The organism is Vibrio genomosp. F10 str. ZF-129, assembly GCF_000287055.2.
In the GTDB taxonomy this organism is placed as follows: domain Bacteria; phylum Pseudomonadota; class Gammaproteobacteria; order Enterobacterales; family Vibrionaceae; genus Vibrio.
The window spans coordinates 63,185-76,043 of sequence record NZ_AJYQ02000097.1 but is presented as its reverse complement, the minus strand read 5'-3'; the positions used below and the strand labels follow the sequence as shown (position 1 = coordinate 76,043).

Sequence of the window (12,859 nt, the reverse complement as noted above, 5' to 3'; positions counted from 1 at the left end):
TTTTTCCAAATATACCATGCAGTTACTCTCGAATTTACAAGCAAGGGATAGGCTTTTAAAGTGGCACAACTTCTGTTGTACGTCTTACTGCTGATATTGACAAAAGAACCTCCCCCTAAAAAATCAAAATAAATGCGATTGATAATGGTTATCATTTGCATATAATAAAGGTATTGAATAATTACGGATTCTCTGTTGATGAATACATTCAGCCCTTTTAACCATCATTTATCTTGGCTTTCATCGACTCAGTTTCGTTTAACTTATAAACGACTGATTCTTCCCATTTGTCTCCTTGCTCTACTGGCATCCGATACCACAAGGCAAATCACCGTATCGACCTTATCCGATGCTTTTTGGGCGGTTTCATGTTATGTCGCATTTACATTGGCGATCTATCACTATCTTTCCAGTCGAATCCGCAAAAACAGTCCACTGGTTCAGCTCTATACACGCTCTCGTACTCATCAGGTCATTTTTGCTTCGCTTCTCGGGGCGTTACCCGGTTGCGGGGGCGCAATTGTAGTGACGACCCAGTTTATCAGTGGCCGCGTAGGATTCGGAGCAATGGTGGCTGTGCTCACCTCGACAATGGGTGATGCCGCTTTTCTGCTGATTGCGAGCACACCTCAAGTGGGATTAAGTGTTATTGCTCTTGGTGTTGTCGTAGGGTGTCTCTCTGGGTGGACCGTCAACAAACTGCATAGAGATGATTTCTTAAGGCCTGAGATTGAAACAATGCCAGAGAATAATGCTCGAATGAACCTCCTACCCCAAGCAGAATGTTCAGAGAAAAAATTCGAAAGCAAAGCCATCAATTTACAAGGCATGTTCTGGAAAGCGCTGCTCATTCCAGTGACGATAATAGCGGTACTTGGCTCGTTTCAAGTGGATATTAATCATCTTTTATCCCTTTCTGATATGACCATCGAGTGGATTGGCTGCATACTCATCATTGTTAGCATGCTTTTGTGGTCATTGACTAAAGAGTTAAAAGACTACCAAACCACCGTTTCCGAAGATCATAAATACTCGACCTCTCACCCGATTCAAAAAGCGGCCCAAGATACCAATTTTGTCACCGCCTGGGTCATCATCGCCTTTCTGTTTTTTGAGCTCACCGCTTTTTTTTCTGGTCTTGATATTAAAGCCAGTGTTTCTGGGTGGGGAGTCTGGATGCCACTCATCGGGCTGGCTGTTGGTATTCTTCCTGGCTGCGGCCCACAGATATTGATCACAAGTCTTTACCTGTCTGGGGCGGTTCCGCTATCAAGCCAACTGGCTAATTCTATTTCAAACGATGGTGACGCGTTGTTTCCTGCAATCGCTCTTGCACCAAAAGCCGCCTTGATGGCAACGATTTACTCAGTGATCCCCGCCTTTATTGTCGGCTATGGATATTTCTTTCTATTTGAGTAACCCACAAAGATTTCAGCTTGTGTGATTATCCATTTATTTATCCATCCGTTTTTACTCAGGAATCGGGGTTCACTTAGCAATCGCGGTAATGATCGCCCGACTACTTGGACCTTTTTCTAAACTGATTTGAAGTGCATTTGTTGGCTTTGACGTCAGCTTTTTACCCGACCAATAATCGTACCAATAGACCGCTTGTTTGGACGTTAACGTAAACTCTTCGAGTTCAGAGTGATAATTGAATAAGCAATGCAGATCGTTTCTGTCCGTTATCGGGAGAAACGCATGGGAAAGCGATAACGATGTGAACTTCGACGCTTTTTGATTGTGTTTTTGCCGCAGCACAAGCTTGGTCAAGCTCGACTTAGCATAAGGAGTAAGCTCTGGAAGTGGATCCCCTGAAAGAAGTAAACCTCCACTTGCCAATAGAGCGGTACGATGAAAATCGTAATACTGGCGTTCGGTAGACTGATTGGCGAGTGAGACAAAGGTCGCGCAGTCTGGGTCAATATGCCAAAGCTGGCGATGTTGCCAACTGCGGAAAAAGGTTTCTTGGGCAATCTGACAAAAACGAGCGGGAGACCGTTCTACGTCATCAGAGACCCGCATTGCATCGACCAGACCCAATGATGGCCACATGGGTGCATTACAACCGAGTATCCATGCGTCTCCGGCTCCCTTCTCTATAGCTTTCATCCCCATTCGATACGCTTGAATCCCTGTTACACCCGTTTGGTCACGCTTTCCTTTTAATGTGCCCCAATAATTCGCATCGAGTTTAAAAAGCTGCACGCCCCAATCTTCATGCATCGTTTTAAAAATGTGAGTTAGGTGGTCTTGCACTTCAGTATTTGATGTATCCAGCACATACCAAGGCGTACAGCGCCAACCGCCATAAGTCACATCTTCAGCTTTGAGCAGCTCACCAGATTCGTGTCGGACAAACCAGTCTGGGTGTTGTTTGAATAGCGCAGACTTGGGTTCTACGATAAAAGGCGCTAACCAAATAGCCGGTTTCTTCCCCTGTTTGATGATCGCTTGAATCATCGCTTTTACGCCGTGAGAAAACTTCGACGATGGGGTTAACCAGTCACCCATAAACGCCTGGTATCCGTCGTCCAATAACACCCAATCTATATAAGAAAGATCCTGTTTCATCGCCTTTACATTATGAGCTATGTTGTTCTCTGTTACGGCATCGTAATACGCATACCAAGAGCACCAGCCAATCGGTGACTTTTGTGTCAACGTGGATTTAGTCGGATGATGATGTTTAATGAGCTGAGAATACTCTTCAAACAGTAAAGACAGAGAAGGCCCGCTGAGCACAGCAACAGATTCAAGCCTTTGGCTATCCCAGTCAAGTGGGTACGTTTTCTCACCATCTATATTCGCCGAGATAGTGCGTTTGCCTTCCTGATTGATGATTTGAAAATACCCTGCAAATCGATGGCAGCTGGTAAAGCCTAACAAGGTATATCCCGCAGAGTCTTCTATGACGAGATAGTTATAATAACGCTTAGCCTCGGTTTGTGGGTAAATTCGATAACTCGCATCGTTGTCTGCACAACGACCTATTTCTATTGGATTATCACAACTTCCTGAAGTCTGAGCTAGCATCTGAAAACCATCACCGAGCAAGGTCGCCGACAGTTCAAAATCGAACGGCATGGTAAACAATCGGTAGTCACTTGGAATTGGATTGTTGTGAAGTCCAATAAAACGAAAGGTGAGCTCCTGGTTAGCCAAGGACACTGAGAGATCATTATTGAGAACCGATACCTCGCGCTGGCAAGCTAAAGTAATGATTTGCGGCATAACGGCGACTTACCTCTCTGTTTATTTTAGGCCAATGAGAAATGAGCAATGACTGCTAGTAACGATTATTCTGTACTATCTATTTCTACGTACTGTCTGTTTATCTGTACTATCTACTTGGATTTTAATACAAAAATGCCAACCCTGTTGGATTGGCATTGAATTATGTTAATTGCAGAGAGTAATTAGCTCACTTCAATCGGTCCACCGAATGAGGTAACAGGTGGAACTTTCCCAGTAAACTTCTCAAAATCAACAGAGCAGGTATTGGCTGATGTTGCCTGTGCAAGCTCAGAAGTCGGAATGTCTTGAGTTAATGTGTTTGGATCGCCATAGGTATCTAAGGCACCTACTTTTTCGTTCATAGGGCCGTACCAAGCACCTTCTTCGATACGAACCACACCTGGAGCATAGCTGTCCATAAGAACGGCTCCTGCTAATAATTGCCCGCGGTCGTTAAACACTCGTACTAGGTCCCCATCTTTGATGCCTTTTTTCTTAGCATCACCTGGGTTCATGTAGATTGGCTCACGACCTTGCACAGTATAAGTCGCACGGAATTCTTCCGACTCACACATTTGAGAGTGCAAGCGCTTATCGGGGTGACAAGATTGCAACCAGTATGGGTGTTTTTCGGAACCCGGACCACCATGTGAACGCTCTGATTTCTCAAACCACATTGGGTGATCTTGGCAATGCTCATAGCCCATATTACCAATCGTACGGCTCGAAATTTCGATAAAGCCAGAAGGCGTACCTAAGGCATTAATTTCTGGGTCTTCACGGAACGCAGCATGGCGAGTCCACGGTTTCCCTTTGCCGAAATCTAAGAAGCCTTTTTCCCAAAATTCTTTAAATTCTGGCATGTCGAAATTAGCACCATTCGCTGCACGACAGTCGTTATATAAAGACTCAACCCATTGCATTTCATCCATGCCACGAGTGTAATCATCGTGACGGCCCCAGCGACGGGTAAGGTTTCTCATGATATCGAAGTCAGATTTTGACTGGAATAATGGGTCTACCAATTTGTGCATGGCTATCAAACCACGACCAGAATAAGAGCCATAACCATCAATATCATTACGCTCCCACTGTGTACACGCAGGCAGCACGATATCAGAATGGCGACAGGTTGCAGTCCAAGCGAAATCTACCGCAACGACTGTTTGTAGATTCTTGAATGCTTGACGCATTTTATTTCGGTCTTGATGGTGATGCCAAGGGTTGTTACCGCTGAACACCATCATTTTGATGTCTGGAAGTGTCACCGTTGAACCGTTGGCTTTGATCTTCTTACCTGGCTCTATCAGGCTATCAACCCAACGCGCAACCGGGATAACTCGGCTAAAGCCTTTGTAATCTTGGTTGTCATATTTCGGCGTCTGACCTTGGTCAATATTAAGCGGGAAGGAACCTGGAGCACCAAAACCTGTTGAAGAAACGCCTATGCCTGAATAGTGGTGCCCATAAGAAATACCGCCACCTGGCAATCCAATTTGACCGACCATAGCTGCTAACACTGCAAGCATCCAATACGGTTGCTCACCGTGCTCTTGACGCTGAATACTCCAACCCACCATAATTTGGGTTCGCCCATTCACGAGCATACGTGCGAACTCGCGAATTTTCTCAGCGCTCGCGCCACATATATTGGCAGCCCACTCTGGCGTTTTCTCTACTCTGTCTTTCGTTTCACCTTGAACATACTGAATGAACGTTTCAAAACCTAGACAGTAAGTATCAATGAACTCTTTATCATGCAGGTTTTTGTTATACAGCTCATGGGCCACACCCAACATGAACGGGACATCAGTATGAGGGTTGATATAGAACTGTTCATTATTTAAGAAGCGCCCTGTTTTATTCTGCACAGGATCGACTGAAACCACATTGATCTCTTTATTCGCGACTTTTTGCTTCAGTTGCTCAAGATATTCAAATGATTCGTGGGTTTCACAGTTCCAACCAACCTGTAGGTTTTTAACGGGGTCGTTACCCCACATGATAATATTGTCACTGTTCTCTAGGATAAGCTCCCAAGAAGTACCCTGAGCGTATACCTCAGTGGAACCTAGTACGTAAGGCAGAATCGTTTGACCTGCCCCTGTCGAGTAGTCACCAATTTTCTTTACAGAGTGTCCGTGAAGTCCGATGGCTCTCATCATGTGGTTAGTACAACTGTGGAATTGCCCTGTTGAACGCCAACCGGTTTGACCCGCATGCAGTGCAGAAGGGCCATAATCTTTCTGGACGCGCTCTAACTCACGGTAAACCAGGTCGAGTGCTTCATCCCATGTCACGCGCACAAAACGGTTATTGCCGCGCGTGTCAGCGCTGTACTTGTGCTTTTTAAGCCAATCAAGACGAACCATTGGATAGCGGACGCGCGAAGGGCTATAGATGATACCTTTAATACCATTTAGCATGTCCGTTGGGTGCTTATCCAGCTCTAACGGTTTAATCTCTTGTACCTTGCCTGCATAAACTCGGGCGCGAAATGCTCCCCAATGGGAACCTGATACTTTCCAAGTCCCTTCTTTGGTTTCCGCTGCCATAGCCGACGTCGACGCCAACAGGCTTGGACCGATAACAGATGCAGCACTCGTGGTGGCCACACCTTTGAGAAAACTTCTTCGTGAAATTGCCATTTTATTACTCCAATTGACGTCGATTAGTGATGACCTTCAGCAAAGTCTGATGAGTGCTTTTGTAAATACTTCAGTACCAGTGCTTCAGTGTCAGCATCAAAGTTCACGAATGCGATCATGCCATCTAGCATGCCGACCCAACCGTTAGCGCTAAAGTGCGCTTCATCCGGTTGTGAGTGACAAGTCGAGCAGTTCGTTTTGTAGGCATCGCTCGCCGCATTCCAGATCGGAGCGTAGTCGGAAACCATCGATTCTTTTTTCATCCAAAGATTGACGCTCACTTCTTCCCAAGGCAGGCCTGTGAGTTCGTCTTCTTTTCCTTCACCCACGTTCACTTGATCACTCTGGGACACTTCGCGAGATAGGATTGCCGTAGAGATATTAAGACCAAAATCTTCTTGGATCACACGACCAAAGCCTTTCGCTTTTCTCCAGCCGTCAATTTTAACTTCAATCATGTCGCCTTGTTGACCTACGATGGCAACCTGACTGGCTGGACTTAACAAGCCGGCTTCTGTCGTCGCACTTTCATCGGTATACAATGGTAGGTGACGAACGGAAATAACGTCATTGCCCTGGGAGTAGTTGGTGCTACTTGCTGTTTGCTCTAGATCACCAACGATACCACTCATTGAGGCCATATCCGCTGGAAGATGGTGTGCAATGCCTTTATGACAATCGATACAACTTTGATCTCGTTCAGCGGCTTGTTTCATTTGAATGCGCGCCGTTGGTGACATTTGTTCAAAGTCCATCGACTCGTACGCGTGACAATTTTTACATTCCAGTGAACCATTCGCAGAGAACCGATCCCATTCATGGCGAGCCAACTCAAGGCGTCGTGCTTCAAATTTTTCTGGTGTTCCAAGATCACCAAATATTTGCGCGAATACTTCCTTCGATGCTTGCATCTTACGGGCTATTTTTGCTGTCCATTCATGAGGTACGTGACAATCTGGACACGTCGCTCGAACACCAGAGCTGTTTTTCCAGTGGACAGTCTCTTGTAATTCTACGTACACGTTTTCGCTCATGGTATGGCAACCAATACAAAACTCTTCAGTGTTGGTGGCTTCTAAGGCGGTGTTAAAGCCACCCCAAAAAATCACACCAGCAATGAAACCGCCCATGGTTAAAACCCCTAGGCTGATATGAACTGCCGGGCGTGTCATTGTACGCCACAGTCTAGCAATCAATGATTTCATGTTTCACTCTCTTAAAATTCTATTCAAATATGGGTGTTAGAGATGCATTAGCCATGCACGCCAGGGGGCCCAAGAACAAACACTTGCAGCATCCAAACGATAAAACCATACCCACCAACAAAAGCGATACTTAAGATTGGGAAAAGGACGACAGTAATAAAAAGAAAAGACTGCCATTCTAACGAATGTGCCTCACCTTTCTTATCTTCATTAACACTTCTCATACATTTACCTGCATTCGATTTAGTTTTGCCTAACGACTCAATATTTTGAGTTAGTTAAATCTCGTCATTGTTAGGATGAATTTTAGTTCACGTGTCATCTAACTTTCAATAACAACCGCTGTTGAACCCTTATTAATCAACACTTTTTTGAGCTCATCCAGAGATATGTTTGATTGTCGCATTATGTGTAAAATTGTGAACAAATAAGACAAATTACACATGTTACGTTAAAGTTAACCACTAAACGCTCAGTTAACAGTTTAGCTCGCTTTTTGTATATAGAGTCCGTCGAAATCCAAAATCATGCTTTTAAAATTCTCCCAGTGTCGTTCGTTTGACACTGATTGAGTCCACAAACCAAATGGGTATAAATAAAAAGAACCAATTAAAGACAAAGGCTGCTTAGTCAAAAAACCTTTGCGGCAAATAGGCGGCTTGATAGCAAACAACCATTTAAAGCCGATAAAACTTATATCGACACCAGCCTAAACTTGGACAAAAAACATACACCCCTTTGCGTTAGAAACACTTTATCCACAGAAAATGTGGATAACCCACCCTTTATATAAACATGAGCGCATATTATCTTTAAGCTATTTCGATCACCCAAATACCGACACTTTTAATGTCCAGCATCGAACAAAAGTGCACCAATTTGGTTCTAATTAACACTTCTCACTTTCCTTGTTTGCAGTGCTATCCATGCTTGCTTAATGTGTAGCAAATAGCATTTAAAGGAACATAATCATGAAATTTTCCCAAGACCACCTCGCAGAGCTAAATTTGCTTCTGCAATTTGATATTAGTAGTGCAGCGACAGGCATTAAGGTCCATCAAGATGCCGCTAAAGAGACACAAGAAGCGGCTAAGCGTCTCTTCGATAAAGGATTGTGTACACTGCCTGATGGAGGCTACCTCACTGACGAAGGTATCGAAATAGCAGAAAAAGCCGATAAAGTTTTGCGTATACTAAGCGCATAGCTGTCCATTAATCTTCTAACAGAATCCGATGAAAACGATCACTATTATTGGAGCCGGGTGGCTGGGTACTCCCCTCGCCACAACGCTCCTTTCTAAACACCATCGTGTGTTTGCTAGCAACACTTCCTCAGATAAAGCTCAGCAATTATCCGCATTAGGTATTCAAGGATTCATTTGTGATCTTACATCTCCTCATCGGCTTACTGAAAACCTTCTCGAACAACAACCTGACGTTCTTATTGGATGCTTTCCTCCAGGATTTCGTCGAGGCTTGTCTAACGAATACCAGCGTATGTGGCATGCGGTCGTAGAGGCAGCAAAACAGGCTAACGTAAAAAAAATCATTATGATCAGCTCCACAGCGGTTTACCCCGCTATAGATAAAAACCAGCCTGCGCCTCACTTGATGACAGAAAGTATGTCTTGCTATGACTTAGCTAACACCCCATCGAATGAGACTGATAACAGCCGTTCTAGTAAAAATGGCTTCAGCGAAAACGCCATTGTCATGCTTCAAGCAGAGCAACATGTCATTGATTCGGGTATCGAGTTTGTTATTGCTCGCCTGAGCGGATTAGTGGGCCCAAATCGTCACCCAGCTCGCTTCGTCAGTAAATTAAAACAGGTAAGTCGTTTAGCGCCAGCAAACATACTTCATCTTGATGATGCCATTGGGAGCCTGGAATTTGCGATTAGCGATATTAGTAACCAAGTCATTAACGTGACAACTCCTGATATCATGTATAAAGATACGTTTTATCAAAAGGCGCTTATCAATGCTGGCTTGCCGACTCCCTTATTACCAAAAATAGTTGATGTACACGACAAACAAATAGACCCAAGCAAGCTTATCTCACTTGGGTACTCATATCGTCACCCGACTCTTTCCCTTGTTTTGGATGCGCTAAATGACTAAACGCCTGTACCAACACATAGAAACTTTGTGGAACTACATGTTAATGGGGCATACGCCGAAGCAGTCGGATATCATTTTTGTTCTATGCAGTAATGATTTACGTGTCGCTTCTCATGCGGCTTCACTGTACCAACAAGGGTTTGCTCCACGGATTGTTTTCTCTGGTGGCTTTGGACGCTTTACCGAAGGACATTTCGATAAAACAGAAGCCGAGACGTTTGCTGCAATTGCAAAAGATTGTGGGGTACCTTCAGAAGACATTTTCATCGAAAAAGAAGCGACCAATACCGGAGAAAATGTCACGCTCGGCTATGAGCTTATTCGACGACTTGGGTTACCACATAAAAAAATGCTCTTGGTTCAAAAGCCCTTTATGGAAAGGCGCAGTTATGCGACGTTTATGCAGCAGTGGCCTGAGCCTTGTGAACAGGTATTGGTGAGCTCTTCATCAGACGGTTTTTTTGATTACCTCAATGAAGATATGCCACTTGATATGGTGTTAAGAGCGCTAAGCGAAGACTATGAACGCATCAAAAGTTACCCTCAACTTGGATTTCAGACTGAACAAGAAATACCGGATTCTGTAGAGCAAGCGTATCAATTCATCTGCGCGCACTACCTGGTGATTCATTGAAGGTATTGATTCACTCAAGAAATCGACTCGTTAAAAGAACCGATCCATTAAAGACGTCGCCCCGTTAACACATGGAGCCTGTCCGTGGTCGGGACTATCACTTGAGAAGACAGCAATCACTTACGAAGACAACATAAAAAACCAGAGCATATCGCTCTGGTTTTTAGTGTGTGACTCACTACAGACAGACTAATGCAGCGCTTCTTCTTTCGTACCGAAATACTGAAAGACAATTTTATCTTTCTTCAAGTCAACTTTGACCGTGCCACCTTCGACTAAGGAACCAAAGAGCAGTTCATTTGCCAATGGTTTTTTCAGTTGCTCTTGAATCACTCGGCCCATTGGTCGAGCACCCATCGACTTATCGTAGCCTTTTATTGCTAGCCAATGCCTTGCTCTTTCCGACACTTCAAGAGAAACACCGCGAGCGTCCAGCTGTGCTTGAAGCTCAACGATGAACTTGTCGACCACCTGGTGGATAACCGCTTCGTCTAAGCGGTTAAACCAAATGATGTTATCAAGACGGTTTCTGAACTCAGGCGTAAAGACTTTCTTAATCTCTGCCATGGCATCAGGGCTGTTATCTTGCTCAATCAAACCCATTGACTTACGTTCTGTTTCTTGAACACCAGCATTGGTCGTCATCACCAGAATGACATTCCTAAAGTCCGCTTTGCGCCCGTTATTATCGGTAAGCGTACCGTTATCCATGACCTGTAATAGTAGGTTAAAGATATCAGGGTGTGCTTTTTCGATTTCATCGAGTAACACAACTGAGTGAGGGTGTTTGATAACCGAGTCCGTCAACAACCCACCTTGGTCATAACCGACATAACCCGGAGGAGCACCGATTAGCCGACTAACAGAATGTCTTTCTCCATACTCCGACATATCAAATCGCAGCAGTTCAATGCCCATCAGCTTCGCCAATTGCAACGTCACTTCAGTTTTACCTACCCCCGTAGGGCCTGCAAACAAAAATGAACCAACCGGTTTGTTGTCCGCTCCAAGTCCGGCGCGCGTTAACTTGATCGCTTCACTTAAAACATCAATGGCAGGATCTTGACCGAATACCAACATTTTCATCTTATCATCAAGATTTTTTAAAATATCTTTGTCTGATGAAGACACTGATTTTTCAGGGATTCGAGCCATTTTGGCCACCATGGACTCGATGTCAGCAACGCCCACCGTCTTCTTACGACGGCTGGCTGGCGCTAAACGACTTCGAGCACCCGCTTCATCAATAACATCAATAGCTTTATCGGGTAGATGGCGTTCGTTAATGTATTTTGCCGACAGTTCAACCGCTGCTCTAAGTGCTTTATTGGTATAGCGCACCTCATGGTGTGCTTCATACTTAGGTTTCAAGCCCATCAGAATTTTGGTTGTATCGTCTAGCGATGGCTCAACAACATCGATTTTTTGGAAGCGGCGAGATAGCGCGCGTTCTTTTTCAAAAATACTGCTGTATTCTTGGTACGTGGTTGAACCGATGCAACGAAGCTTACCGCTACTCAACAATGGTTTGATAAGATTTGCCGCATCAACTTGGCCACCCGAAGCGGCTCCTGCGCCGATGATGGTATGAACTTCATCGATAAATAGGATCGCGTCTTCTTCTTTTTCTAGTTGCTTTAGAATGGTTTTAAAACGCTTTTCAAAATCGCCACGGTATTTGGTGCCCGCCAGCAATGAACCGATGTCTAATGAATAGATAACGCTGTCTTTAATGACGTCTGGTACTTGACCTTCTACGATTCGCCAAGCGAGGCCTTCTGCTATTGCCGTTTTACCCACTCCCGCCTCACCAACAAGCAAAGGGTTGTTTTTACGGCGTCGACACAATACTTGAATCGTTCTTTCTAGTTCTTTATCTCGACCGATCAACGGGTCAATATGGCCCTGTTTTGCCACTTGGTTTAGATTGATAGCGAAACTTTCTAAACGCTCATCGGAACCGCCCTCTTCAACATTTTCTGAGCCAAATGATTCAGAGGAATCATCATTTGAACTTGACGACTTGGCAATGCCATGAGAAATGAAATTAACGATATCGAGTCGACTGATGTCATTTTTCTTCAGTAGATACGCCGCATGTGATTCTTGTTCACTAAAAATGGCAACCAGAACATTAGCGCCTGTTACCTCACTGCGCCCAGAAGACTGGACATGGAAAACGGCACGTTGAAGTACTCGCTGAAAACTTAACGTCGGTTGAGTTTCACGAGTTTCATCGTTTTCAGGAATAAGAGGGGTTGTTTGGTCAATGAAAACATCGAGTTCTTGTCGTAAAGCTTCTAGGTCTGCCTGACAAGCTGCTAATGCCTCCTTGGCTGCATCATTTACCAATAATGCGAGTAGGAGGTGCTCGACAGTCATGAACTCGTGTCGTTTGTCTCTAGCACGCGCAAAAGCGCCATTAAGACTGGTCTCTAATTCTTTATTAAGCATATGTACCTCCTAAAAGAACAACAGGGTTGTTCATACAAGCGTTACGCTTGCTCTAATGTGCAAAGCAATGGATGCTCATTTTCCTTGGAATACATGGTGACTTGCGCCACTTTTGTTTCAGCTACTTCTGCGGTAAAGGTTCCGCAAATTGCTTTTCCTTCATAATGCACCTGAAGCATAACTTGCGTCGCTTTCTCTATGTCCATTGAAAAGAAACGCTCAAGGATTTCAATCACAAAGTCCATCGGCGTGTAATCATCATTATTTAACAACACGTGATACATCGCAGGTGGCTGGATTTTCGTTTTCTCTTTCTCCAGTAAATCAGAGTCTGGAGTTACCCATTCAAAATTTCGGCCCATGGTCAATTCAATAATTCAGGATTTCTAAAGTCGATTTTACCATTATGTAACCACAAAGTTTTAGATTTATCTCCGAATGCTGATAAGAAATATTACGGCCAGAAATGCATCCCTTACTTAGAGACTAATCCAGCATTCCAATCGCTGCAAATAAAACATAGAAATGAATTCTAGAGAATTATCTAATTGATTAAAAAG

10 protein-coding genes are annotated in these 12,859 nt (G+C 44.3%); 4 read left to right on the top strand and 6 right to left on the bottom strand.

The features are described 5' to 3' along the window. Window positions 1-198: 198 nt before the first annotated feature. Window positions 199-1,419, top strand: a complete 1,221-nt coding sequence (locus A1QO_RS11580; RefSeq protein WP_017034925.1) for a putative manganese transporter — start codon at window positions 199-201, stop codon at window positions 1,417-1,419. Between the two features lie 69 nt (window positions 1,420-1,488). Here A1QO_RS11580 and A1QO_RS11575 read toward each other — a convergent pair whose 3' ends face one another. From A1QO_RS11575 to torE, 4 genes are all read right to left on the bottom strand, one after another. After that, complete coding sequence (locus A1QO_RS11575; RefSeq protein ID WP_017041612.1) at window positions 1,489-3,234, bottom strand: glycoside hydrolase family 36 protein; 1,746 nt, start codon at window positions 3,232-3,234, stop codon at window positions 1,489-1,491. Between the two features lie 185 nt (window positions 3,235-3,419). Continuing rightward, window positions 3,420-5,885 (bottom strand): trimethylamine-N-oxide reductase TorA, encoded by a 2,466-nt coding sequence (torA, locus tag A1QO_RS11570; RefSeq protein WP_017041611.1) that lies wholly within the window; start codon window positions 5,883-5,885, stop codon window positions 3,420-3,422. A 23-nt stretch (window positions 5,886-5,908) separates the two neighbouring features. Beyond that, entirely contained in the window at window positions 5,909-7,090 is a 1,182-nt protein-coding gene (gene torC, locus A1QO_RS11565) for a pentaheme c-type cytochrome TorC (protein ID WP_017034922.1), read from the bottom strand. Window positions 7,091-7,137: 47 nt separating this feature from the next. Next, window positions 7,138-7,314 (bottom strand): trimethylamine N-oxide reductase system protein TorE, encoded by a 177-nt coding sequence (gene torE / locus A1QO_RS11560; protein WP_017034921.1) that lies wholly within the window; start codon window positions 7,312-7,314, stop codon window positions 7,138-7,140. A 747-nt stretch (window positions 7,315-8,061) separates the two neighbouring features. Between torE and A1QO_RS11555 the strand changes: the two genes are divergently transcribed. Genes A1QO_RS11555 through A1QO_RS11545 form a run of 3 tightly spaced genes read left to right on the top strand, consistent with a single transcriptional unit; the run spans window position 8,062 to window position 9,845 of the window. Next, window positions 8,062-8,295: a TIGR02647 family protein gene (locus A1QO_RS11555; protein ID WP_017034920.1), complete on the top strand. Its 234-nt coding sequence runs from the start codon at window positions 8,062-8,064 to the stop codon at window positions 8,293-8,295. Window positions 8,296-8,323: 28 nt separating this feature from the next. Next, window positions 8,324-9,211 (top strand): NAD(P)H-binding protein, encoded by an 888-nt coding sequence (locus A1QO_RS11550; protein WP_017041610.1) that lies wholly within the window; start codon window positions 8,324-8,326, stop codon window positions 9,209-9,211. Continuing rightward, a complete protein-coding gene (locus A1QO_RS11545; protein WP_017034918.1) occupies window positions 9,204-9,845 on the top strand; it encodes a YdcF family protein in 642 nt (213 codons plus the stop codon). The genes A1QO_RS11550 and A1QO_RS11545 overlap by 8 nt, the downstream gene beginning before the upstream one ends. A 189-nt stretch (window positions 9,846-10,034) precedes the next feature. Here A1QO_RS11545 and clpA read toward each other — a convergent pair whose 3' ends face one another. Further along, a complete protein-coding gene (gene clpA / locus A1QO_RS11540) occupies window positions 10,035-12,299 on the bottom strand; it encodes an ATP-dependent Clp protease ATP-binding subunit ClpA (RefSeq protein WP_017038974.1) in 2,265 nt (754 codons plus the stop codon). Between the two features lie 41 nt (window positions 12,300-12,340). Continuing rightward, a complete protein-coding gene (gene clpS / locus A1QO_RS11535; protein WP_017034916.1) occupies window positions 12,341-12,661 on the bottom strand; it encodes an ATP-dependent Clp protease adapter ClpS in 321 nt (106 codons plus the stop codon). Window positions 12,662-12,859 lie beyond the last annotated feature (198 nt).

Coding starts and splice junctions, on each gene's coding strand:
- A1QO_RS11580 (WP_017034925.1), top strand. CDS start 199: ATGAATACATTCAGCCCTTTTAACCATCATTTATCTTGGCTTTCATCG.
- A1QO_RS11575 (WP_017041612.1), bottom strand. CDS start 3,234: ATGCCGCAAATCATTACTTTAGCTTGCCAGCGCGAGGTATCGGTTCTC.
- torA (WP_017041611.1), bottom strand. CDS start 5,885: ATGGCAATTTCACGAAGAAGTTTTCTCAAAGGTGTGGCCACCACGAGT.
- torC (WP_017034922.1), bottom strand. CDS start 7,090: ATGAAATCATTGATTGCTAGACTGTGGCGTACAATGACACGCCCGGCA.
- torE (WP_017034921.1), bottom strand. CDS start 7,314: ATGAGAAGTGTTAATGAAGATAAGAAAGGTGAGGCACATTCGTTAGAA.
- A1QO_RS11555 (WP_017034920.1), top strand. CDS start 8,062: ATGAAATTTTCCCAAGACCACCTCGCAGAGCTAAATTTGCTTCTGCAA.
- A1QO_RS11550 (WP_017041610.1), top strand. CDS start 8,324: ATGAAAACGATCACTATTATTGGAGCCGGGTGGCTGGGTACTCCCCTC.
- A1QO_RS11545 (WP_017034918.1), top strand. CDS start 9,204: ATGACTAAACGCCTGTACCAACACATAGAAACTTTGTGGAACTACATG.
- clpA (WP_017038974.1), bottom strand. CDS start 12,299: ATGCTTAATAAAGAATTAGAGACCAGTCTTAATGGCGCTTTTGCGCGT.
- clpS (WP_017034916.1), bottom strand. CDS start 12,661: ATGGGCCGAAATTTTGAATGGGTAACTCCAGACTCTGATTTACTGGAG.